Raw genomic sequence first — 20249 nt, 5'->3', positions numbered from 1 at the left:
CCGCCGCGGCGCTCGGCGCATCGGCGAGCGCGCCTCGTTCCCCTCCCGGCCGCGCCCGCGCGAAGGGCGCAGGGCATGGCGGTCCACCGGCCCGGCCCCGCGGCTCAGTCGATCCGCTGGGTGACCTTGGCGGCATCGAAGGCCAGGCGCCCGGCGATGGGGCGCATGGCATCGATCGGCTGCGCGTAGCACCAGGCCACGTCGGCGACATCGGGCAGGGAATAGTAGGTGGTGTCGCCCTTGAAGGGGCAGTGGGTCACGGTGGCGGACACCGCGAGCCGCGCCATGTCCACCGCCTCGCGCGGCAGGTATTGCCGGTGGGGATAGCCGCGTTCGCGCAGCTCGATGGCGGCCCGGGTGTCGGCGAGCAGGACATCGCCGTGATAGATGCGCACCCGGCGCTCGTGGGCATGCAGGCGAATGCGTGGCGGGGTCTGCTCGGCCATGGTCGCTCCTGGCATGGGGTTCGCCGCCAGCCTAGGGCGTCCGGGGATGGCTGTCATCCTGAGGGATGTCGATGCCCCGTCGGGCATTCCTTCCAGGCGGGCATGGCCCCCGGCGGGATCCTCCAGCGAGGCGACCCTGCACCGGGGCAGCGTCACCTGGTGCTTGCAGGACGCTCCGATGCCGATGATGCCGCCATGCATCCAGGTGAGCACTTCCCGCCTTCCCTGAGCTCGGGATCGGCGGCCTTGTTCGGCGCTCGGCCGCGGCAGGTCGACGACGGCGCACCGCGGGGTCACCGAACATTGCCCGGGTCCTGCCCCGGCGCAATCACTCGTGCTGCAGGATGTTGACGAGCTTGCCGAACGGGTCGCGGACATGGAATCGCCGCACGCCCCAGGGCTCGCTGACGGGGCCGTACTCGATGGGCACGCCCGCCTCCTCGACGCGCGCCAGCGCCGCCTCGAGATCGTCGACCTCGATGGAGAGATCCGGCACCGGCGTTCCCGAGCCGCCCTCCGTGCCGAAGCTCACCTGGACCCGCATCCGCTCGTCCGAGCCGTAGGTGCGAAACCAGCCGTGATCCATGAGCCGCTCCAGGCCCAGGAGACCTCCGTAGAAGGCCTCCGCCTCGTCGAGGTCCTGCGTGGCCGTGTTGGCCATGATGCGCTTGACCTTCATCCGTCACCTCGGGTTCATCGGGGACAGCCCCCGATGATCTCAGCAGGATGGCAGTGGACGGCCCATGGCCGGCCGCCCCTGGGCGGCCGGCCATGGGCAATGGGGCCACGCCCCGGCTATCCGGCGCTCTCCAGCTTATCCGCCAGATCCTGAGCCAGGGCCACCATGGTCATCGTCGGGTTCCAGGAGCCGCCACGCGGCCACAGCCCGCCGCCCGTCACATACACGTTATTGCTGCCCCTGAAGCGGTAGTTCAGGTCCACGGGGGCGGACTCCTGTTCTCCCAGATACAGGGTGGAGCTTTCATGCACCAGGGCATCGACCCGTCGCTGGTGCCGGCCGGGGCGCTCGGCGCTCCATTCCCCCTCATCCGGGTCACCATGCCAGTACTCCACCTGAGCGGCGCCTTCCGGTGAAAGGGCCTCTTCGAGGATGCCGAAGGTGGCCTTGTCCATGGCATCCCAGGTCCGATAATCCTGAGAGTTCTCCTTCACCTGAAGCAGCGAGTTGGTGGTGACATTGCCGTCCAGGCGATTGCGCAGGAACCAGGAATCCGGGTTGTCGTAATCCAGCTCGCCCAGCACCGCGCAGACGAACACCACGTAGCCCTCGGAGGTCTGCAGCTGGGCCTGCGAGGCCGTGGCCACCACATCCGGCATGTAGCGCAGGGCCTTGCCGGCATTCTTCGCCGGATTCACATCCCACAGCGACGATAGCTGAATATGGAATTGCTGTTCGTAGCTGTCGTCGGCCACGCCGGCGACGTAGCAGGCGCTCAGTTCCAGGTCGCCGAACTCCCCTTGCGGGTCCAGTGAGGTCTTGGGCACCCGCGCGACGATGGAGCTGATGAAGTGCGCGGAGAAGCGCTCGCCGAGCGCCTGGGTGTCGGGGAAGGAATTGCGCAGAAGCGTGGTGGGCGGCAGGGTGCCCATGGCCAGGATCAGCTTGGCCTCTCCCAGGGGCAGCACGCCACGCGAGGTTTCCAGGGCGGTGGCCTGCCGTGCTCCATCGATCTCCTGCTGCTGGATCTTCTCTACCGTGCAACCGGTGACGATATCCAGCCTCGCCCCCTTACCGGCGGCGTTCAGCTTGGCCTGCCGATCGGCCAACGCCAGGATATCGCCCGGCGTGGAAAACTTCTGGAAGTCGATGCCGTTGACGTTTTCCGAGGCGCAGGCCAGGGGGGCCGCCTGGGTCCGGTAGATGCCGTCGACACTCTCGCCCTTCTCTCGCAGCAGCGATTGGATGCGATGCTGCAAGGGACCATACACGGGCCTCCCCATCCCGATGACGCGTCGCTCTTCCTTGCTGCGCTCCAGGTCGATCCGATCGGCGTCCTGCACGCGCAGCAGGGCCTCGGCCGTCGCGAAGTTACGATGTGCGGCCTCGATGGTGGCCGTCGGCCAGCCCGCCAACTCGTCACCGTTCGGCCGGGGACACCAGGCGCTCCACAGCGTGGAGCGGCCACCGAAGAACGGCACCATGCCGTGCTGCCAGCGGACCGGGCCATCCTGCCCGAGGGCCGTGGTGGCGGACAGGGTCCAGGGGAAGGTCTCGGAGAGGCCCCCCAGGGTGTCCTTGAAGGGCAGGGGGAGGTTCTGGAAATGCTCCGGGAGGAAGAAGGAGCCACGCTCGACCATCAGGATGCGGCTGTGAGGGTTTGCCTCCAGGACGCGCTGGGCAAAGCCCAGGGCGCAAAAGCCTGTCCCCACCACCACATAGTCATATTGGTTGCTCTCGCGTGCGGCCTTCCACTCGGCATTGGACAGGAAGAAGACATGATCCATGACCCGCTGTCCGGAAGGGTCCTGGGGGCCGGGGGTCGGATAACCGTATTGAAGGTTCTGGCTGGCTGCTGCAGTACCCATAGTCACTCCCTACGCTGTGTGGTTTCCATTCTCCGAGAGGCTCGAGCCGAGGCACTCTCGGTCACTTGCCCTTGCGTGGTGCCGGGACGGAGGGAGTCATCGGGTATCACTAGTCAACGATCATGCGGGGCAGATCGATACGGGGCGGAGTATCCATGGCCGTGGTGGCTCCCTGCGCACTGGCGGCATCGCTATGGTTATCTGATCTTCAGCCTAGCACTAAAGCATGAGTATTCCCGGACTTCGCTGGATCGAGTCGGCAATGCGCCCTGGCTATTCCGATAAGGTCGGCGAGGGCCGGAGCAACACGGCAGCGTGCACTCGAGATCGAGACGTCGGTGTGACTCGAGCCGTATGCGCCCGACGCCCCGCGACGGGCTATCTTCAAGGTTCCCCTACCCGCAGACGAACAGGAGTGGCCCCATGAGCGACCGCAACGCCTACGAGCAGAAGCTGCGCGCCCAGCTGGATGAACTGCAGGCCGAGGTGGACAAGCTGAAGGCGCGCGCCCGGCGGGCCGAGGCCGAGGCGCGCATCGACGAGGACCTCGAGCGGCTCGAGGCGAGGCGCGAGGACATGCGCCGGAAGCTCGACGAGCTGCGCCATGCCGGCGACGAGGCCTGGGGCGATATCCGGGCCGGGGCGGAAGACGCCTGGCGCGCCTTCCACGAGTCGCTGGAGAAGGCGCGCTCCCGCTTCAAGTAAGCCCGGGGCGCTCGCCGGCGCTCCCGATCAGCGGCTGGCGGCGAGCCCCTGCCAGTCTTCCCGATCCAGCTCGGGCTGCTCGGCGCGGAAGCGGGCGTAGCGCTCGATGCCGCGCGCATCCTCGAGAATATCGACGCGCACGCCCCGGGCCTCGAGCATCGCCTCGGTGCCCGAGGCGTTGGTGACGTCGCCCACCACCACCCGATGGAAGCCGCGCATGGCGAGCAGGGTGGCGCAGATCTCGCAGGGGCTGAGCGAGGTGAACAGCGTGGTGCGGCCGAAGTCGCGGCGCCCGGCGTCGCGCAGCGCCGAGGTCTCGCCGTGGTGGTAGGGATGATTCTCCTGCACCAGGGTGTTGTGGCCCTTGCCGAGGATGCGCCGGCTGTCGTCGTCGATGATCACCGCGCCGATGGGGCAGCCGCCCTCGTCGTAGCTCTTCTGCGCCAGCCACACGGCGATGCGCATGAAGTCGGCGTCGGAGAGCCGCCGGGCGAAGGCGTCGTCCATCAACGCCGGCAGGCTGGCGGTGGGCATGTGGGCGATGGCGGCCAGCGCCGCCTCGGTCACCGGGGTGCCGGCATCGAGCAGTGTGTCCATGTCGCGTCCTGCGTGGTGGGGTCCCGCCAAGATGCGCGGCGGCGTCGGCTTGCGTCAACCGTCGCCGCAGCGGCTATGCTGGGCGCCCGATCACGGAAAGGATGCCCGATGCTGGAGAGTCCCGCCGCCCTCGCCGGCCAGGTCGCCGGCCTGGCCGCCCTGCTGCTGTGTATCGCCGCCTTCGCCAGCCAGCGGGACGAGCGCCTGATGGTGCTGCTGATCTCGGCCAACGTCGCCTTCGCCCTGCAGTTCCTGTTCCTGCAGAGCTGGACGGCGGCGGCGCTGACCGTGCTGGTGATCGCGCGCATCGCCCTGGCCCGCCGCTACCCGGGCAGCCGGGCGGTGATGGCCGGCGTGCTGGCGGCCGGCGGCGTGGCCGCGCTGGTCACCTGGCAGGGCTGGGCGGACCTGCCCGCGCTGGTGGCCATGGTGCTGGGCACCCTGGGCATGTTCCTGCTGCGCGGCATTGCCATGCGGGTGATGCTGGGGCTGGCGGCGCTGGCCTGGCTGCTCAGCCACCTGCTGGTGGGGGCGGTGGGCGGCTCGCTGGCCGAGGCGCTGGTGGTGATCACCAACGCCATCACCATCTGGCGCCTGCTGCGGGCGAAGCGGCGCTATCCCGAGGCGTTCGAGCGCGCCGAGCCCTGAGCCGGGCCCGTGGCGTTCCCGCTGCATCGCGAAGCCGCGCTCAACCAGCAACGGCGCCGCCCTCAGGGGTGGACGGCGGGCTTCTCCGGCTCCTCCTCGGCGGGCTCCTCCAGCGGCTCGCCCTCCTCGTTCTGGAGCTGGTGGTCGTAGGCCGCCTGCAGGCCGGTATCCTCCTCCTCTTCCTCCTCGGCCTGGGCGATATGGCCCGGGTAGAAGGGCGACAGGATGGCCACCAGGATGCCCAGCGCGGCGAACATGGCGAAGGCATCGGCGTAGCCGAACGCATTGACCAGCCCGCCGACAACCGGCGAGCCGGTCGCCTGCCCCAGCGAGACGGCCATGAAGGGCAGCACCGGCCCCACCGAAAGCCGGCCCGGCAGCAGGCGGATGCCGGTCATCAGATAGAGGCCCGTCAGGCTCATGTAGGCCAGGCCGAAGACCAGCGCGGAGAAGGCCGCCAGCCACGACTGGCCGGGGCTCGCCGCCAGCAGCGCCAGGCTCGCCGCCAGCATCATCAGCATCAGCGCCTGGGTGATGGGGGGATTGTTGCGATCGGCCAGGTCGGCCACCACGGCGCCGCCGAGGCCGGCGATGCCCACCGCCAGCCACAGCCAGCCGGTGGCGCCGGACGGCAGGCCGCCCAGGGTGACCACCAGGTCGGGGGCGAAGATCCAGTACGCCGAGGAGACGAAGCCCATCACGAAGGCGAACAGCGAGAGCCTGACGAGGCGCGACCACGGCAGCTCGCGCAGCGGCGGCGGCGGCGCGGCGTTGCCCGGGGTGATGCGCGACACCGAGGGCAGGAACAACCAGGCGCCGATCACGCCGAGCCCGGCCAGGACGGCGAAGGACAGGTAGGCCAGCCGCCAGGCGCCGACCAGGAACAGCACCGTCGGGACCGCGACGATCACGCCGATGCTGGTCCCGGCGTTCATGACCGAGCTGACGCGGCCGTGCATCGAGCGCTTGACCAGCGCCTGCATGGCGGCGGTGAGCGCCGGCATCATCAGGCCGGTGCAGATACCGCAGGCGAACACCCCCACGCCCAGCCAGAGCGCGTCGCCGGCCTGGCTGATCATCGCCAGGCCGGCGGTGCCGAAGGCGCCGGAGAGCACCGCCGCGTTGCGGGCGCCCATATGGTCGGTGGCCAGCGGCGCGACCGCCGTGGCCAGCAGGAAGCTGATCAGCGGCAGCGCGCCGATGATGCCGATCACATAGGGCGTCAGGGCCAGCTCGTCGCGGATGGGGGGCACGAAGAGGCCGAAGGCGAAGCGCGCGAGCCCGTAGCTGATGGCGATCAGCGCGGCCCCGAAGATCGCGAAACTCGTGCTCGACAGTGTCCTCATGCCGCCACCCCCGGGGCGATGACCGCCCCCTGCCGCCCGATACCGCCATCGTGGTCGATCACCATGCATCCCCTCCCGAATCCGGAATCCTAGAATAGCTGCCATCCTGCGCGGGCGGCGGGCAAACGCGCTCGGCGCCGCCGCCGAGCGCCCCGGTCATGGGAGCACCGAAGGCCCGCGCGGCACAAGCCTCCGGCGCCGTCGACCGATGGGGGATCGGCAGACCGGGCCCGGGGCACTATCCTGAGGGGCCATCGCGAGTCACCGAGGGAGGAAGGAGCCCGCATGTCGTCCCTGACCTTCAAGCCCCGCCCGCGTGGCGGCCGCTGGCCCGTGGCGCTGGCCTGGCTGGCCGTGCTGCTGCTCGCCGTGGCGGCGGCGCTGATGGGCGGCGCCGGGCCGGCCTACCGGCTGGACTGGCTGTCGCTGGGCGAGTCCTTCTCGCTGCTGCGGCGCGGCGCCCTGCTGGCCGTGGGCGCCGCCGGGCTGGGCGCGCTGGCCTTCCTGGTCGCCGGCTTCTGCCGCCGCGGCCGGCCGGCCCTGGTGGGCGCGCTGGTGGTCGCCGCCGTGGTGGCCATGGTCGCCCAGCCCTTGCAGCTGCGCGAACTGGCCCGCCGCGTGCCGCCGATCCACGACATCACCACCGACCTCGCCGCGCCGCCGGCCTTCGAGGCCCTAGCCGAGGCTCGCCGGGCGGCCCCCAATGCGCTGGCCTATCCCGAGGCGTTCGCCGAGGCCCAGCGCGCCGGCTACCCGAACCTCGGGCCGCGGCGCTTCGAGCGGCCGCTGCCCGAGGTGCGCGACGCCGCCGAGGCCCTGGCCCGGGAGCGCGGCTGGGCGATCGCCGCGGTCGGCGAGCGGCGCCTGGAGGCGGTGGCCACCACCCGCTGGTTCGGCTTCCAGGACGATGTCGTCATCCGCCTGACGCCCACCGCCGATGGCGTGGAGGTGGACATGCGCTCGGCCTCGCGGATCGGCAAGAGCGACCTGGGCACCAACGCCGCGCGCATCCAGACCTTCCTCGAGGCCCTGGCAACGCGGCTGGGCGAGGGCTAAGGCCCGGCCGCGCCCCGCCGACGACGGCCGGCATCTGGTTCGCGGCCCAATAATACACGCGCTATCATCGGAGGCTCGCTTCCCGCATGCTCGGCTCCCTCTCGCCGGGCCACCCCGCACACGAGGCTTCCCATGACCAAGCTGAACGCCTTCCCCGTCACCGGCAAGTGGCCGGCCCGCCATCCCGACCGCCTGCAGCTCTACTCGCTGCCCACGCCCAACGGCGTGAAGGTCTCGATCATGCTGGAGGAGATCGGCCTGCCCTACGAGGCCCACCGGGTCAGCTTCGAGGACGGCGACCAGCGCTCCCCCGAGTTCCTGTCGTTGAACCCCAACAACAAGATCCCGGCGATTCTCGACCCGAACGGGCCGGAGGAGCGGCCGCTGCCGCTGTTCGAGTCCGGCGCCATCCTGGTCTATCTCGCCGAAAAGACCGGCCGGCTGCTGGCGAGCGCCGGGCAGGACCGCTACCACGCCCTGCAGTGGCTGATGTTCCAGAAGGGCGGCATCGGCCCGATGTTCGGCCAGGTCGGCTTCTTCAACCGTTTCGCCGGCCGTGAGATCGAGGACAAGCGCCCCCGGGATCGCTACGTGGGCGAGTCACGGCGCCTGCTGGGCGTGCTGGACGCCCACCTGACGGACCGCGACTGGCTGCTGGGCGAGCCCTACTCGATCGCCGACATCGCCACCTGGCCCTGGGTGCGCAACCTGATCGGCTTCTACGAGGCCGGCGAGCTGGTGGGCATCGACGACTTCCCCAACGTCCAGCGCGTGCTCGCCGCCTTCCTGGAACGTCCGGCCGTACAGCGCGGCCTCACCATCCCCGCCGCCTGAGCCCCGGGCGGTGCCCACTCCCCCATCACAGGAGCCCCAGATGGCGGCCACCTACCGCGCCCCGGGCCGGATCATCACCTCGCTGCTGGATACCGACTGGTACAAGCTCACCATGATGCAGGGGGTCCACCACAAGTACCCCAACGCCAGCGTGACCTGGGAGTTCCGCTGCCGCGACGCCGAGGACCTGCGCCCCTACCTGGACGCGATCCGCGAGCAGATCGACGCCCTGGCGGCGCTGTCGCTGAGCGAGGCGGAGTCGGCCTACCTGGGCGGCTTCGCCTACCTGTCGCCGGACTTCATCCGCTTCCTCGAGCTGTACCGCTTCCGCCCCGAGTACGTCGACCTGCACATGCAGGGCAGCGAGCTGTGCATCGTCATCGACGGCCCCTGGACGCACAGCATCCTGTTCGAGATCGTGATCCTCGCGATCATCAGCGAGGTGCGCAATCACACCCTCCACCCCGGGGCGCGGGTCGACCAGGCCGTCGACCGGCTGCGCGACAAGCTGGCCCGGCTGCGCCGGGACTACACGCCGGCCCAGCTGGCGGACTTCCGGCTGGCCGACTTCGGCACCCGGCGGCGGCTCTCCCAGCCGGTGCAGGAAGCCATCGTCGAGGTGCTCGCCACGGAGTTCCCGGGGCAGTTCGTGGGCACCAGCAACGTCGACATCGCGCGGCGCCACGGCCTGGCGCCGATGGGCACCATGGCCCACGAGTGGGTGATGGCCCACCAGCAACTGGGCAGCCGCCTGGTGGACAGCCAGCGCGCCGCGCTGGAGGCCTGGGTCCAGGAGTATCGCGGCCATCTGGGGGTGGCGCTGACCGATACCATCACCCTGGACGCCTTCCTGGCGGACTTCGATCTGTACTTCGCCAAGCTGTTCGACGGCCTGCGCCACGACAGCGGCGACCCCATGGTGTTCGCCGAGAAGTGCATCCGCCACTACCAGCGGCTGGGCATCGACCCGAGGAGCAAGACGCTGATCTTCAGCGACGCCCTGACCTTCGACTCGGCGATGGCGATCAAGACCGCCCTGGACGGGCGCATCCGCACCAGCTTCGGGATCGGCACCAGCCTGACCTGCGACCTGCCCGGGGTGACGCCGATGAACATGGTGATCAAGCTGGTCGCCTGCAACGGCCAGCCGGTGGCCAAGCTCTCCGATGCCCCCGGCAAGACGCTGTCCCGGGACACCGGCTATGTGCACTACCTGAAGCGGGTCTTCGGCGTGCCCTCGCCGGCCTGAGGGCCGGAAGCAAAATGCGAATCGCACGCAAAGATAGTCTCAACTTGTTGAAATACCGGAAAAAATTGACCAACCTCGAGGCCCGCACTAGGATGCCAGGCTAATCCCCCCGGCTCAGGAAGGATCCCATGAAAGGCAACCAAGAGATCATCGACGCCCTCAACGGCCTGCTCGCCGCCGAGCTGGCCGCCATGGACCAGTACTTCATCCATTCCGAGATGTACGCCGACTGGGGGCTGGCCAAGCTCCACGAGCGCATCGCCCACGAGTTCGACGACGAGAAGGGCCATGCCAAGCAGCTGATCGAGCGCATCCTGTTCCTGGAAGGCACGCCGGACATGCACACCCGCACCCCGGTGCGCATCGGCCAGACAGTGGAGGAGATGCTCGGCAACGACCTGCAGCTGGAGTACGAAGTGGGCGACGCCCTGAAGGCCGCCATCGCCCTGTGCGAGCGGGAACGCGACTTCCAGACTCGCGCCGTCCTCCAGCAGCTGCTCAGCGACACCGAGCAAGACCACGCCTACTGGCTGGAGCAGCAGCTGCGGCTGATCAAGCTGGTGGGCCGCGAGAACTACCTGGCCGAGCAGATGTGACGCTCCCCGGCCGCCCGCCGCCGGGCGGCCGTTCCCCTCCGCCCCTCTCCACCGCGGGGCCGCCCCGGGGTATCCTCGAGCCCTTGATCATCCGACAGGGAGCCCCAATGAGCCTGGACAGCGTGCGCGCCTTCTTCGCCGAGCGGGCGCCGGACATCGAGATCCTCGAGCTGGACACCAGCACCGCCACCGTGGCCCTGGCCGCCGAGGCCCACGGCGTGGCGCCCGGCCAAATCGCCAAGACCCTGGCGTTTCGCGTCGGCGAGCGCGAGGTGCTGGTGGTGGCCAGCGGCGAGGCCCGCTTCGACAACCGCAAGCTGCGCGACGCCTTCGCGGCCAAGGCCAGGATGCTCGACGCCGAGCGGGTGCAGGCGCTGACCGGCCATCCGGTGGGCGGCGTCTGCCCCTTCGGCCTGGCGACCCCGCTGCCGGTCTACTGCGACGTCTCGCTGCGGGCCTTCGACACGGTGCTGCCCGCCGCCGGGGCCCGGCACAGCGCGGTGCGCCTGGCCCCCGAGCGCCTGGCCGCCCTGGTCGAGGCCGACTGGGTGGATGTCTGCCAGGCCCCCGCGCCCGCCTGAGGCGCCCCGCTCACCCCCGGGCCGCCAGCGCCCGACGATACTCCTCCCGCCAGGCCGCCGCCTGGGCGGCCGGATCGGCCGGCAGGCGGCCCAGCTCGGCGGCCAGCTCGAAGAAGCCGCGGCGCGGCAGGCCCTCGCCCTGTCGGCCGATCACCAGGGCGGCGATCATCGGTCGCCCGGCCTCGACATCCTCGCGCATGGTGATCTCCAGCGCCTCGGCGACGCGGCGAATGGTGCGCGGCGGCGCCAGCGACAGCGCCTCGGCCAGTTGCTGGTAGGTCATCGGCAGGGCCTGGGCAGGGACGCGCCCGAGCAGCGCGCGGGCCCGCTCCGCCAGGTCGGCATCGGGATCGGTCATCGGCCTCTCCGTGGGCAGTGGCAAGTGCGCCCATCCTGTCGCGACAGCGCGCCGCTGGCCAGGGGCGTGATCCCGCCCGGCTTTCGCCGTCGCCCGGGGAACGCCGGAGGGGCATGGTTCGCGGCAATACTTGTACAAAATCTCCGCATGTACAAGAATGCAGGAAAAACACGCCGCAACCCCGCTCCGCCGCTCGCCGGCCCGGGGCGGCCATGCAACCGACGGGGAACTTCCATGGGACACTGCGCAAGGGTGGCCGGACACTGCAAGCGATGCGAGGGCGACCTGCCCTTCGACATCACCATGGCCTTCCAGCCGATCATCGACGTTGGGCGCCGCGAGATCCATGCCTACGAAGCCCTGGTGAGGGGGCCCAACGGCGAGCCGGCGGGCCAGGTGCTCGAGCGGGTCACCGACCGGCTGCTGTATCGCTTCGACCAGGCCTGTCGGGTGCGGGCCATCGAGCAGGCCAGCCGGCTGGAGATGCCGGTGCCGCTGTCCATCAACTTCCTGCCCAACGCCGTCTACGAGCCCGAGGCCTGCCTGCAGGCCACCCTGGAGGTCTCGCAGCGGGTGGGCTGGCCCCTGGAGCGGCTGATCTTCGAGATCGTCGAGTCGGAACGGGTGCCCGACCGCGAGCACCTGCAGGACATCATCGAGGCCTACCGCCGCATCGGCTTCCGGGTGGCGCTGGACGACTTCGGTACCGGGCACGCCAACCTGGACATGCTCACCGAGCTGCAGCCCGACAAGCTCAAGCTGGACCGCCAGCTGGTGCGCGACTGCCACCGGGATCCCCGCCGCCAGGCCCTGGTGCGCGCCATGGTCGCCATGGCCGAGCCGCTGCGGGTGACCCTGATCGCCGAGGGCGTGGAGGAAGCCGAGGAGGCCCGTTGGCTGTTCGAAGCGGGCATCCCGCTGCAGCAGGGCTACTACTTCGCCCGCCCGGCCCTGGACGCCCTGGCCGAGGACCCCGCCGAGCGCATCGATGCCCTCTACGCCCCGCCGCCCCACCAGAGGAGCGCCGCATGCCGCTGACCCTGACCCACCCCGACAACGTGCCGCGCCTGGTCCACGCCGCGCCCATCGGCATCTGCATCACCAACGACGCGGGTATCTTCGAGATGGTCAATCCGGCCTACTGCGAGTTCTATGGCTACCGGGAGGAGGAGCTGCTGGGCCGGCACTTCACCCTGGTGGTGCCGGAAGCCATGCGCGAGCGTCTGAGCGAGCTGCACCGCCGCTTCATCCAGGGCGAGGAACTCCACGAGCTGCGCGAGGAATGGGAGGTGGTGCGCCGCGACGGTGAGACGCGCAGCATCATCGCCGAGGCGGCGCGCATCATGGACGATGCCGGCGGGGTGAAGAAGGTCACCTTCATCACCGACATCACCGAGCGCAAGGCCCTGGAGCGTCGCCTCGACTTCCTGGCCCGCCACGACGAACTGACCGGCCTGCTCAACCGGCGCGCCGGCATGGAGCGCCTGGAGGAGGAGATCGACCGCAGCGGCCGCCACGGCACCGCGCTGTGCGTGGCCACCCTCGACCTCGACCATTTCAAGCAGATCAACGACCGGCACGGCCATGGGGTGGGCGACGAGGCGCTGCAGGCCGCCGCCGAGCTGATGCGCGCCGAGCTGCGCCGCTACGACGTCATCGCCCGGATGGGCGGCGAAGAGTTCCTGGCGATCCTGCCCGGCGCCAGCCCGGCGGAGGCCGAGCACGGCATCGAGCGCCTGCGCGCCCGGCTCGCGGCGGCCACCCTGACCCGGCGGGGGCTGACCCTGACCCTCTCCGCCGGCATCGCCGCCCTGGACGCCGACGCGACCGGCCACCGCCTGCTGGAGCGCGCCGACCGCGCCCTCTACCGGGCCAAGCTGGCGGGCCGCAACCGGGTGCTGGTGGCCTGAGCGGCTCGCGGCCTCAGTTCAGCGCCTCGGCGATCGGGCGCTCGCCGTCCAGCAGGTGGATGTCGCGATCGACCAGCTCCCGCGCCTGCAGCAGGTGGCACAGCACCCGGGCCACGTTGGCCCGGGACACGGTGTTGTCGCCGCCGGCCTCGGCCAGCGAGGTGGCGACACGCCCGCTGGCCGGCGCATCGGTCAGTCGGCCGGGCTTGAGGATCACCCGGGGCACCGGCGAGGCCGCGAGATAGGCGTCGGCGGCACGCTTGGCCGCCATGTAGGGCCGCAGCTTCTCGGGCGCCGCCTGGGGATCCTCGGCGCGCAGGGCGCTGACCATCACGAAGCGGCGCAGGCCCCGCTCGGCGGCCAGGTCCACGGCGCGCATGGCGCCGTGCAGGTCGATCAGCAGGGTCTTGTCGGGCCCGGTGTGCGGGCCGGAGCCGGCGGTGAACACCAGCTCGTCGCAGCCCTCCAGGGCATGGGCGAAGTCCCCCTCCAGGTCGGCGACCACGGCGGGGATGCCCCGCGCCTCGAACCAGGCGACCTGGTCCGGGTCGCGGACCATGGCCCGGATCGCCAGGCCGGCGTCGTGGGCCAGGGCGCAGAGCTGGCGGCCGATCTGGCCGTTGGCGCCGATCACCAGGGTCGTCATGGGCTTGCTCCTTGATATCGCATGAATCGGCCCCAGCCTAACACGCCCGCCCTGGCCGCCGACCGCCCGGTGCCGTAAGCTGCGCTCCATTTGCCGACGAGGAGGCCCCCGTGGAACCCGAGGACCTGCAACGCCTGGTCACCCTGCGCATGCCCTTCGGCAAGTACGAGGGCACCCTGATCGCCGACCTGCCCGGTCCCTATCTCGCCTGGTTCTCCCGGGAGGGCTTCCCCGAGGGCCAGATCGGCCGCCTGCTGGCGCTGATGCACGAAATCGACCACAACGGGCTCGGCGAGCTGCTCGCGCCGCTGCGCCACCGGGCCTGAGCCGAACGAGGTTGCCATGCTGCGTATCTCCAACAGCGTCGAGATCCCCGCCCACGAGCTCGAGATCTCCCAGATCCGCGCCCAGGGCGCCGGCGGACAGAACGTCAACAAGGTGTCCTCGGCGGTCCACCTGCGCTTCGACATCCCCGCCTCCAGCCTGCCGGACTTCTACAAGGAACGCCTGATGGCGCTCGCCGACCAGCGCATCAGCAAGGACGGGGTGGTGGTCATCAAGGCCCAGAGCCACCGCACCCTGGAGCTGAACAAGGAGGACGCCCTGGCGCGGCTGCGCGAGCTGATCCGCCAGGCCATCCAGCAGCGCAAGACCCGCAAGCCGACCCGCCCCAGCAAGGGCGCCCAGCGCCGCCGGGTCGACAAGAAGGTCAAGAAGGGCAAGACCAAGGCCCTGCGCGGCAAGGTGAAGCTCTGAGCCCGGCGAGCGTGAGTCACGGCCGGATTGAAGCCCACGCCTGACCGATAGACAATGCGCGATTTTCCCGCCCGGCGCCGCGCGTCGGGCGGCCGACGCGCGGGCCTGCCGGCCCGTTCCCTGACAAGCGAGCCGCCATCGTGAGAGCCAAGCTGCGCCTGCTGGCCTGCCTGCTGTGCCTGGGCCTGTCCGGCCCCGCGCCGGCCGACCCGGCGCCCCCGATCCATGTCCGCTTCGTGAACCCGGGCTTCGCGGCCGAGGGGTTCTGGCGCGGCGTGAGCGACACCATGCGCGCCGCGGCGGACCAGCTGGGCATCAGGCTGGAGATCAGCCACGCCGACCGGCAGTGGCCGCGGATGCGCGCCAACGCCCGGGCGGCCATCGACGCCGCCGAGCGCCCCGACTACCTGATCCTGGTCAACGAGCACCGCCAGGCGGCGGACCTGGTGGCGGCCGCCGACGCCCGCGGCATTCCCACCCTCCTGCTGCTCAGCACCCTGACGCCCGCGCAGGAGGCCCGGGTCGGCCGCCCCGGCCGGGAGCTGCCCCACTGGCTGGGCAGCCTCACCCCGGACAACGCCCGAGCCGGCCGCGAGATGGCCACGGCGCTGTTCGCGGCGGCCCGTGAGCTGGCGCCCGAGCGGGATCGCCTGACGCTGATCACCCTGGCCGGGGATGCCGCCACCCCGGCCTCCACGCGGCGCCTGGCCGGGCTCGACCAGGCCCTGGCGACGGCCCCGGACATCGAGGAGGTGCGCCGCCTGACGGTGGACTGGTCCCGGGAGAAGGCCTACCGGCGCATCGACGCCTGGCTGCGCACCGGCCGCCGCTTCGATGCCGTCTGGGCGGCCAACGACCCCATCGCGCTGGGCGCCATGGCCGCCGCCGAGGCCCACGGCCTGGTCCCGGGGCGCGACTTCGCGGTGGTCGGCATGAACTGGTCCGCCGCGGCCCTGACGCACCTGCGGGACGGCACCCTGGTCATGACCCATGGCGGCCACTTCCTGGCCGGCGCCTGGGCGATGGTGCTGCTGCACGACCTGCACCACGGCATCCCGGCGATTGCCGGCAGCCGGCACCTGCGCTTCCCCATGGCCGGACTCACCGCGCCCGTGCCGCCGCGGCTGCGCGCGCTGCTCGCCGACCGCGACTGGTCGCGCCTGGACTTCCGCGCCTTCAGCCGCCACCACCACCCCGAGCGGACGGGTTACGACTTCTCGCTGCCGGCCCTGCTGGCGGCCCTCGACGAGGAGAGCGGGCATGCCGACTGAACGCCTGCGCCGCCTGGGCCGCGGCATCCGGACGGCGCTGGGCAGCCGCCTGGCCCGGCGCCAGGTGCGCCTGGTGCTGATCGTCGCCCTAGGGGTGGGCTGGCTGCTGTCGGCCCTGCAAATCGCCGTCGACTATCGCGCCTACCGCGATTCGCTGACGACCCAGCTGGACCAGCTGGTGACCACCACCCTGAGCACCGCCGCCGCCGCGGCCTGGCAGCTGGACGGGCAACTGGCGAGGGTGGTCTGCGAGGGCCTCACCGCCCACCCGGCCATCGACGGCTGCGTGCTGCGCCTGCCCGGCCCGCTGTCGCTGGGCGAGACCCGGGTCGAGCCGGCGACCACCTGGCTGCCGCTGAGCGACGGCCTGTTCGGGGGCCGGCAACGCCGCGAGCTGCCGCTGCGCCATGAGGGCCCGAAGGCGATCGGCCGCCTGGCGCTGGACCTCAACCCGGCCAGCGCCGTCAACGACTTCTCCCGGCGGGTGCTGACGCACCTGCTGACCGGCACCCTGCGCGCCCTGGTGCTGGCCCTGGTGCTGTTCGCGGTCTTCCATGTCCTGACCCTGCGCCCGATCACGCGACTCTCGCGCTTCCTGTCCGACGCCGATCCCGGCGCCGCGGGCGTCGAGCTCACGCGGCCGGCGCGGCATCGCCACGACGACGAGATCCGCAGCCTGGAAACCGCCACCCTGGGCCTGATGCAGACCGTCAGCCGCCAGATGGCCGACCTGAAGGCCGCCAAGCGGGACCTGGAGCACACCAACCGGCACCTGGAGGACCGCATCCGGGCACGCACCCGGGAGCTCGAGCAGGCCATGCGGGTCATGCGCGACCGGGCCTACACGGATCCGCTGACCGGGCTGGCCAATCGCCGGGCCTTCTTCGAGGCGGCGGCCGACTATCTCGCGCGCTGGCGGCGCGACGGCGAGGCCTTCGCGGTGGTGCTCGCCGACCTGGACGAGTTCAAGGCCATCAACGACCGCCTGGGCCACGACCTGGGCGACCGTGCCCTGCAGGCCGTCGCCGACGGCTGGCGCCGGACCTGCCGCCAGGACGACTGCATCGCCCGCTTCGGCGGCGAGGAGTTCATCGGCCTGTTCCGGGTCGATGATCGAGACCAGGCGCGCGAGGTCGCCGAGCGGCTGAGGCGGGAGGTGGCGGCGCTGCGCCTCGAGGACCTGCCCTGGTCGCTGACCGTGAGCCTGGGGGTCGCCCTGGTCGGCCCGGGCGACGAGGCCATCGACGGCCTGGTCACCCGGGCCGACCAGGCCCTCTATCGGGCCAAGCGGGGCGGCCGCAACCGGGTCGAGGACGACGCCGCGGGCTGAGCGCCCGGGCGCTCAGCGGAAGGTGTCGCAGACGGCGGCCTGCGTCGAGGGATCGTGGGTCTCGGTGTGGGTCACCGGCCCGGCGCCGGCCTCGATGGCCACGCGCCACTGGTGGTCGTGCTGCATGGGGTCGCACTGCCCGGCGCTGCCGCCGCCGAAGTTGGCGTCGATCCAGTAGTGCACGGCGTAGCGCTCGCCCTCCCTCAGCGCGCCGGGAAAGACGAAGGAGAAGGCCGGGTCGGCGGAGGCGGCCACCTCGCCGGTCTCCACGGCGATGGTCTCGCCGCGGGCGACGTCGACCAGCGCCGCCTGGATCGCCTGCCCGCCATGGGGGCCGCCGAAGCTGGCGTCGCCCTGGAAGGTCAGGTCCCGACCCTCGGCGGCCAGGGTGGTGGCGGTCAGCAGCAGCGTCAGCGACAGGGCCGAGCCGAGCCGGATGGCGAGAAGCGCTGTACGATTCATGGGATACCTCCTGTCACGGGGTCCGGTGCCACCCTCCAGCATAGCGGCTGGCACCGCCGCACGCCGTGGCCCCGGCGCGCCTCAACCGGCGTGCAGGATCACACGCTCCCGGGGCCAGCGCACCTTCTTGAGCCCGGCCAGCCAGTCGGTGGCGTCGTCCCGATAGCCCAGCGCCACCACCACGGCGCTGGCGAGCCCGCGCTCGCGCAGCCCCAGCGCCTCGTCCAGGGCGGCCGGATCGAAGCCCTCCATGGGGGTGGCATCGACCCGCTCCAGGGCGGCCGCGGCCAGCGCCATGCCCATGGCCAGGTAGGCCTGCTTGGCGGCCCAGTGGCGCCGGGCCTCCGAGCTCTCGAAGCCGTTGACCACGCCCTTGAGGGTGGCCCGATAGCCGTCGAGGCGGGCTTCCTCGATCTCCCGTTCCCGCGCCATCAGCCGGATCAGCTCGTCGACCTCGTCCTCGCCGGTGGCCCGCCAGGTGGCGAACACCAGCAGGTGCGAGCATTCGGCGATCTGCGGCTGGTCGAAGGCGGCGGGCCGGCAGCGCTCGCGCAGCGCCGGGTCGTCGACGACCACCACCGAGTACGGCTGGAGGCCGTAGGAGGACGGCGACAGGTGAGCCGCCTCGAGGATGCGCGACAGGGTGGCCTCGGGAACGCGCCGGCCATTCATGCGCTTGGCGGCATAGCGCCAGTGGAGGGCGCTCTGGAGGGGCGTCGGGGTCGATGACATGGGGAGATCTCCGTGTGGGATGTGGGTCGGGGGTCAGGCAGAGGCGGACGCCCGGGCCGGGCGCCCGGGGGCGCCGCGCTGGAAGACCAGGGTGCCGACGATCACCAGCGCGGCCGCCGGCAGCAGGTTGGGCGGCGTGGGCTCGCCCAGGGCCAGCACCGCCACGGCGGTGCCGATCACCGCGGCGACGGTGCCGATCTGGCTCAGGTACACCGGGCCGGCCAGCCGCTGCAGGATGAAGAAGAACAGATAGAGCACGGTGAAGATGCCGACTTCCCCCAGCAGCAGGCCCAGGGCCGCGGGGGAGGCGAACAGCTCGCCCATGCGCCCGGGCTCGAGGAGCAGGCTGAACGGCAGCAGGCTGAGCGCGGCCCCCAGCAGCACCAGGGCGGTCAGGTACTTCAGGGACACCTCCGGGGGCCAGCGCAGGGTGCGGTAGATGTTGCCCGCGGCCAGGGCCAGCGGCATCAGCAGGATCAACAGCGACCAGCCCAGGGAGCCCCCGGCGCCGCCGGCCTTGGACAGCGCCAGCACGATGCCGCCGGCCAGCCCCAGGGAGACGCCGCCCAGGCGGTCCCAGCGCAGGGGCTCCAGGCGCAGCGCCACGGCCAGCCCCCAGGTCGCCAGGATCGGGAAGGCGAAGCTCAGCGAGATGAAGCCGGCGCCGACGTGGCGCACCGCCAGGAAGCCGAGGGCATTGGGCAGGGCCAGCAGGCTCCCGGCGACGGCGGCGTACTCGAAGATCCGACGATCGAGCCGCCAGGCGGCGCGGTGCGGCAGCGACAGCAGCAGCAGGCCGCCGCTCGCGCCGAGCAACGCCACCATCAGGAAGGTCAGCCGCGGCAGGCTCGCCGAGTCGGCGACCTTGGCCACGCTCAGCGACATCGCCAGCAGGGTGCCCACCAGCAGCAGGCAGCCCAGGGCCTTGAGGCCATCGCGCGGCCCCCGCTTGTGCATCCGGGTCGGCTTCGTCATCCTTATGCTCCTATAGCTTGCCATCGTGTATCACGATACAAAGAATCTTAGCGTAAAGATAAATAGGTCGCAAGAGCCATGAACCGAGTCAACGTTGCCATCGACCAGTGGCGCCGGGAGATGCCCGAGCTGGACCTGCTGCCCATGGAGCTGGCGGGCCAGCTGACCGTCATCGGCCGGCACCTCAGCCAGCAGTACCTGGAGCCCTTCTTCAAGGCCCGGGGCCTGCAGTTCAGCGAGTTCGACGTGCTGGCCACCCTGCGCCGGGCCGGCGCGCCCTATGCCCTCACCCCGACCCAGCTGTTCGAGGTGCTGATGCTGTCCTCGGGGGGCATGACCAACCGGCTCGACCGCCTGCAGAAGGCCGGGCTGATCGAGCGCCGCCCCAACCCGGCGGACCGTCGCAGCATGCTGGTCAGCCTGACCGACGAGGGCCTGGCGCTGGTCAACGAGGCCGTGCCGCAACACGTGGAGAACGAGGCCCGGGCGCTATCGCCGCTGAGCCGGGAGGAGCAGCAGACCCTCAACGCCCTGCTGGGCAAGCTGCTGGATGGCCTGGAGGCGGGGCAGTAGCCCCGGCATGGTCACCGGCCAGCTTCTATAGTGACTCATGTCGCTTGCTTCCCCCCAGGAGGGACAGCCCATGAGTCAGCCCACCCCCATCGCGGTCCTCGTCGGCAGCCTGAGGAAGGCCTCGTTCAACCGCAAGGCGGCCCATGCGCTGATCGAGCTGGCGCCGGCGAGCCTGGACATGGCGATCGTGGAGATCGGCGATCTGCCGCTCTATAACCAGGACTTCGATGACGATTCCCCCGAGCCCTACCGGGTCTTCCGCGAGCGGATCCGGGCGGCCGCAGGGCTGCTGTTCGTGACCCCGGAGCACAATCGCTCGATGCCGGCGGCGATGAAGAACGCCCTGGACATCGGCACCCGGCCGCCGGGGCACAACGTCTGGGCCGGCAAGCCCGGCGCCGTCATCAGCGCCTCGCCCTCGATGCAGGGCGGCTTCGGCGCCAGCCATCACCTGCGCCAGTCGCTGGTCAACCTGAACGTGCGCTGCATGCCGCAGCCCGAGACCTATCTCAGCCAGGCCCACCAGCTCTTCGAGGAGGATGGCCGACCCACCGAGCGCTGCCGGGGCTTCCTGCAGACGTTCATCGACGGTTACGCGGAGTGGATCGCCGTCCAACTGGGCTGACCCACC

General features: G+C 71.1%; 25 protein-coding genes. 15 read left to right on the top strand and 10 right to left on the bottom strand.

Going from position 1 to position 20249, the window contains the following annotated elements; all coding sequences use genetic code 11:
• Positions 1-104: 104 nt before the first annotated feature.
• The 3 genes from QC818_RS00970 to QC818_RS00960 all read right to left on the bottom strand — a co-directional run bounded on the left by QC818_RS00970 (position 105) and on the right by QC818_RS00960 (position 2912).
• Positions 105-446, bottom strand: a complete 342-nt coding sequence (locus QC818_RS00970; protein ID WP_309650956.1) for a DUF427 domain-containing protein — start codon at positions 444-446, stop codon at positions 105-107.
• 328 nt (positions 447-774) lie between these two features.
• Positions 775-1125 carry a VOC family protein gene (locus QC818_RS00965; protein WP_309650955.1) on the bottom strand — a complete coding sequence of 117 codons (351 nt, stop codon included), beginning with the start codon at positions 1123-1125 and terminating at the stop codon, positions 775-777.
• A 116-nt stretch (positions 1126-1241) separates the two neighbouring features.
• Positions 1242-2912, bottom strand: a complete 1671-nt coding sequence (locus QC818_RS00960; protein ID WP_309650954.1) for a GMC oxidoreductase — start codon at positions 2910-2912, stop codon at positions 1242-1244.
• A gap of 504 nt (positions 2913-3416) precedes the next feature.
• Here QC818_RS00960 and QC818_RS00955 point away from each other — a divergent pair.
• Positions 3417-3698: a sll1863 family stress response protein gene (locus tag QC818_RS00955; RefSeq protein ID WP_309650953.1), complete on the top strand. Its 282-nt coding sequence runs from the start codon at positions 3417-3419 to the stop codon at positions 3696-3698.
• A 27-nt stretch (positions 3699-3725) separates the two neighbouring features.
• Here the strand turns inward: QC818_RS00955 and QC818_RS00950 are convergent, their stop codons facing one another.
• Positions 3726-4295 carry a nucleoside deaminase gene (locus QC818_RS00950; RefSeq protein WP_309650952.1) on the bottom strand — a complete coding sequence of 190 codons (570 nt, stop codon included), beginning with the start codon at positions 4293-4295 and terminating at the stop codon, positions 3726-3728.
• A gap of 108 nt (positions 4296-4403) precedes the next feature.
• Here QC818_RS00950 and QC818_RS00945 point away from each other — a divergent pair, with 108 nt between their 5' ends.
• Entirely contained in the window at positions 4404-4943 is a 540-nt protein-coding gene (locus QC818_RS00945; RefSeq protein ID WP_309650951.1) for a YgjV family protein, read from the top strand.
• Positions 4944-5005: 62 nt separating this feature from the next.
• Here QC818_RS00945 and QC818_RS00940 read toward each other — a convergent pair whose 3' ends face one another.
• Positions 5006-6289: an MFS transporter gene (locus QC818_RS00940; protein ID WP_309650950.1), complete on the bottom strand. Its 1284-nt coding sequence runs from the start codon at positions 6287-6289 to the stop codon at positions 5006-5008.
• 285 nt (positions 6290-6574) lie between these two features.
• On the opposite strand from QC818_RS00940, the gene QC818_RS00935 reads away from it, so the two are divergent.
• The 5 genes from QC818_RS00935 to QC818_RS00915 all read left to right on the top strand — a co-directional run bounded on the left by QC818_RS00935 (position 6575) and on the right by QC818_RS00915 (position 10605).
• The gene (locus tag QC818_RS00935) at positions 6575-7345 is read left to right on the top strand and encodes a DUF1499 domain-containing protein (RefSeq protein WP_309650949.1); all 771 of its coding nucleotides are present in this window, start codon (positions 6575-6577) and stop codon (positions 7343-7345) included.
• Between the two features lie 132 nt (positions 7346-7477).
• Positions 7478-8179 (top strand): glutathione S-transferase N-terminal domain-containing protein, encoded by a 702-nt coding sequence (locus tag QC818_RS00930; RefSeq protein WP_309650948.1) that lies wholly within the window; start codon positions 7478-7480, stop codon positions 8177-8179.
• A 40-nt stretch (positions 8180-8219) separates the two neighbouring features.
• On the top strand, positions 8220-9428 hold the full coding sequence (gene pncB / locus QC818_RS00925; RefSeq protein WP_309650947.1) for a nicotinate phosphoribosyltransferase: 1209 nt from the start codon (positions 8220-8222) through the stop codon (positions 9426-9428).
• Between the two features lie 128 nt (positions 9429-9556).
• Positions 9557-10024, top strand: a complete 468-nt coding sequence (gene bfr / locus QC818_RS00920; protein ID WP_309650946.1) for a bacterioferritin — start codon at positions 9557-9559, stop codon at positions 10022-10024.
• 107 nt (positions 10025-10131) lie between these two features.
• Positions 10132-10605 carry a YbaK/EbsC family protein gene (locus QC818_RS00915; RefSeq protein WP_309650945.1) on the top strand — a complete coding sequence of 158 codons (474 nt, stop codon included), beginning with the start codon at positions 10132-10134 and terminating at the stop codon, positions 10603-10605.
• Positions 10606-10615: 10 nt separating this feature from the next.
• On the opposite strand, the gene QC818_RS00910 is transcribed toward QC818_RS00915, so the two are convergent.
• Positions 10616-10963, bottom strand: a complete 348-nt coding sequence (locus QC818_RS00910) for a hypothetical protein (RefSeq protein WP_309650944.1) — start codon at positions 10961-10963, stop codon at positions 10616-10618.
• A 234-nt stretch (positions 10964-11197) separates the two neighbouring features.
• Between QC818_RS00910 and QC818_RS00905 the strand changes: the two genes are divergently transcribed.
• Together QC818_RS00905 and QC818_RS00900 are read left to right on the top strand one after the other, a co-directional pair.
• Positions 11198-12001, top strand: coding sequence for an EAL domain-containing protein (locus tag QC818_RS00905; RefSeq protein ID WP_309650943.1), 804 nt, complete (start codon positions 11198-11200; stop codon positions 11999-12001).
• Positions 11992-12873 carry a GGDEF domain-containing protein gene (locus QC818_RS00900; protein WP_309650942.1) on the top strand — a complete coding sequence of 294 codons (882 nt, stop codon included), beginning with the start codon at positions 11992-11994 and terminating at the stop codon, positions 12871-12873. Before QC818_RS00905 ends, QC818_RS00900 begins: the two co-directional genes overlap by 10 nt.
• A gap of 13 nt (positions 12874-12886) precedes the next feature.
• Here QC818_RS00900 and QC818_RS00895 read toward each other — a convergent pair whose 3' ends face one another.
• The gene (locus QC818_RS00895; RefSeq protein WP_309650941.1) at positions 12887-13519 is read right to left on the bottom strand and encodes an SDR family oxidoreductase; all 633 of its coding nucleotides are present in this window, start codon (positions 13517-13519) and stop codon (positions 12887-12889) included.
• A 110-nt stretch (positions 13520-13629) separates the two neighbouring features.
• On the opposite strand from QC818_RS00895, the gene QC818_RS00890 reads away from it, so the two are divergent.
• The 4 genes from QC818_RS00890 (at position 13630) to QC818_RS00875 (ending at position 16876) form a co-directional block, all read left to right on the top strand.
• Positions 13630-13845: a DUF3820 family protein gene (locus QC818_RS00890; protein WP_309650940.1), complete on the top strand. Its 216-nt coding sequence runs from the start codon at positions 13630-13632 to the stop codon at positions 13843-13845.
• 16 nt (positions 13846-13861) lie between these two features.
• Positions 13862-14275, top strand: a complete 414-nt coding sequence (gene arfB / locus QC818_RS00885) for an alternative ribosome rescue aminoacyl-tRNA hydrolase ArfB (RefSeq protein WP_309650939.1) — start codon at positions 13862-13864, stop codon at positions 14273-14275.
• 140 nt (positions 14276-14415) lie between these two features.
• Positions 14416-15546 carry an ABC transporter substrate-binding protein gene (locus QC818_RS00880; RefSeq protein ID WP_309650938.1) on the top strand — a complete coding sequence of 377 codons (1131 nt, stop codon included), beginning with the start codon at positions 14416-14418 and terminating at the stop codon, positions 15544-15546.
• The gene (locus QC818_RS00875; RefSeq protein ID WP_309650937.1) at positions 15536-16876 is read left to right on the top strand and encodes a GGDEF domain-containing protein; all 1341 of its coding nucleotides are present in this window, start codon (positions 15536-15538) and stop codon (positions 16874-16876) included. Before QC818_RS00880 ends, QC818_RS00875 begins: the two co-directional genes overlap by 11 nt.
• A 12-nt stretch (positions 16877-16888) precedes the next feature.
• On the opposite strand, the gene QC818_RS00870 is transcribed toward QC818_RS00875, so the two are convergent.
• The 3 genes from QC818_RS00870 to QC818_RS00860 form a co-directional block, all read right to left on the bottom strand.
• Positions 16889-17338, bottom strand: coding sequence for a hypothetical protein (locus tag QC818_RS00870; protein WP_309650936.1), 450 nt, complete (start codon positions 17336-17338; stop codon positions 16889-16891).
• Between the two features lie 81 nt (positions 17339-17419).
• Positions 17420-18070, bottom strand: coding sequence for an NAD(P)H-dependent oxidoreductase (locus QC818_RS00865; protein WP_309650935.1), 651 nt, complete (start codon positions 18068-18070; stop codon positions 17420-17422).
• A 33-nt stretch (positions 18071-18103) separates the two neighbouring features.
• Positions 18104-19045, bottom strand: a complete 942-nt coding sequence (locus tag QC818_RS00860; RefSeq protein WP_309650934.1) for a DMT family transporter — start codon at positions 19043-19045, stop codon at positions 18104-18106.
• 78 nt (positions 19046-19123) lie between these two features.
• Here QC818_RS00860 and QC818_RS00855 point away from each other — a divergent pair, with 78 nt between their 5' ends.
• Together QC818_RS00855 and QC818_RS00850 are read left to right on the top strand one after the other, a co-directional pair.
• Positions 19124-19618, top strand: coding sequence for a MarR family winged helix-turn-helix transcriptional regulator (locus QC818_RS00855; protein ID WP_309650933.1), 495 nt, complete (start codon positions 19124-19126; stop codon positions 19616-19618).
• 70 nt (positions 19619-19688) lie between these two features.
• Positions 19689-20243 (top strand): NADPH-dependent FMN reductase, encoded by a 555-nt coding sequence (locus QC818_RS00850; protein ID WP_309650932.1) that lies wholly within the window; start codon positions 19689-19691, stop codon positions 20241-20243.
• Positions 20244-20249 lie beyond the last annotated feature (6 nt).

Source organism: Halomonas koreensis (assembly GCF_031451675.1).
Taxonomy (GTDB): domain Bacteria; phylum Pseudomonadota; class Gammaproteobacteria; order Pseudomonadales; family Halomonadaceae; genus Halomonas; species Halomonas koreensis.
The sequence above is the reverse complement of the archived record's forward strand: the minus strand, read 5'-3'. Positions and strand labels throughout refer to the sequence as shown.

Bases quoted from the DNA above. Each gene is read 5' to 3' on its own strand.
- QC818_RS00970 (WP_309650956.1), bottom strand. From the start codon at position 446: ATGGCCGAGCAGACCCCGCCACGCATTCGCCTGCATGCCCACGAGCGC.
- QC818_RS00965 (WP_309650955.1), bottom strand. From the start codon at position 1,125: ATGAAGGTCAAGCGCATCATGGCCAACACGGCCACGCAGGACCTCGAC.
- QC818_RS00960 (WP_309650954.1), bottom strand. From the start codon at position 2,912: ATGGATCATGTCTTCTTCCTGTCCAATGCCGAGTGGAAGGCCGCACGC.
- QC818_RS00955 (WP_309650953.1), top strand. From the start codon at position 3,417: ATGAGCGACCGCAACGCCTACGAGCAGAAGCTGCGCGCCCAGCTGGAT.
- QC818_RS00950 (WP_309650952.1), bottom strand. From the start codon at position 4,295: ATGGACACACTGCTCGATGCCGGCACCCCGGTGACCGAGGCGGCGCTG.
- QC818_RS00945 (WP_309650951.1), top strand. From the start codon at position 4,404: ATGCTGGAGAGTCCCGCCGCCCTCGCCGGCCAGGTCGCCGGCCTGGCC.
- QC818_RS00940 (WP_309650950.1), bottom strand. From the start codon at position 6,289: ATGAGGACACTGTCGAGCACGAGTTTCGCGATCTTCGGGGCCGCGCTG.
- QC818_RS00935 (WP_309650949.1), top strand. From the start codon at position 6,575: ATGTCGTCCCTGACCTTCAAGCCCCGCCCGCGTGGCGGCCGCTGGCCC.
- QC818_RS00930 (WP_309650948.1), top strand. From the start codon at position 7,478: ATGACCAAGCTGAACGCCTTCCCCGTCACCGGCAAGTGGCCGGCCCGC.
- pncB (WP_309650947.1), top strand. From the start codon at position 8,220: ATGGCGGCCACCTACCGCGCCCCGGGCCGGATCATCACCTCGCTGCTG.
- bfr (WP_309650946.1), top strand. From the start codon at position 9,557: ATGAAAGGCAACCAAGAGATCATCGACGCCCTCAACGGCCTGCTCGCC.
- QC818_RS00915 (WP_309650945.1), top strand. From the start codon at position 10,132: ATGAGCCTGGACAGCGTGCGCGCCTTCTTCGCCGAGCGGGCGCCGGAC.
- QC818_RS00910 (WP_309650944.1), bottom strand. From the start codon at position 10,963: ATGACCGATCCCGATGCCGACCTGGCGGAGCGGGCCCGCGCGCTGCTC.
- QC818_RS00905 (WP_309650943.1), top strand. From the start codon at position 11,198: ATGGGACACTGCGCAAGGGTGGCCGGACACTGCAAGCGATGCGAGGGC.
- QC818_RS00900 (WP_309650942.1), top strand. From the start codon at position 11,992: ATGCCGCTGACCCTGACCCACCCCGACAACGTGCCGCGCCTGGTCCAC.
- QC818_RS00895 (WP_309650941.1), bottom strand. From the start codon at position 13,519: ATGACGACCCTGGTGATCGGCGCCAACGGCCAGATCGGCCGCCAGCTC.
- arfB (WP_309650939.1), top strand. From the start codon at position 13,862: ATGCTGCGTATCTCCAACAGCGTCGAGATCCCCGCCCACGAGCTCGAG.
- QC818_RS00875 (WP_309650937.1), top strand. From the start codon at position 15,536: ATGCCGACTGAACGCCTGCGCCGCCTGGGCCGCGGCATCCGGACGGCG.
- QC818_RS00870 (WP_309650936.1), bottom strand. From the start codon at position 17,338: ATGAATCGTACAGCGCTTCTCGCCATCCGGCTCGGCTCGGCCCTGTCG.
- QC818_RS00865 (WP_309650935.1), bottom strand. From the start codon at position 18,070: ATGTCATCGACCCCGACGCCCCTCCAGAGCGCCCTCCACTGGCGCTAT.
- QC818_RS00860 (WP_309650934.1), bottom strand. From the start codon at position 19,045: ATGACGAAGCCGACCCGGATGCACAAGCGGGGGCCGCGCGATGGCCTC.
- QC818_RS00855 (WP_309650933.1), top strand. From the start codon at position 19,124: ATGAACCGAGTCAACGTTGCCATCGACCAGTGGCGCCGGGAGATGCCC.
- QC818_RS00850 (WP_309650932.1), top strand. From the start codon at position 19,689: ATGAGTCAGCCCACCCCCATCGCGGTCCTCGTCGGCAGCCTGAGGAAG.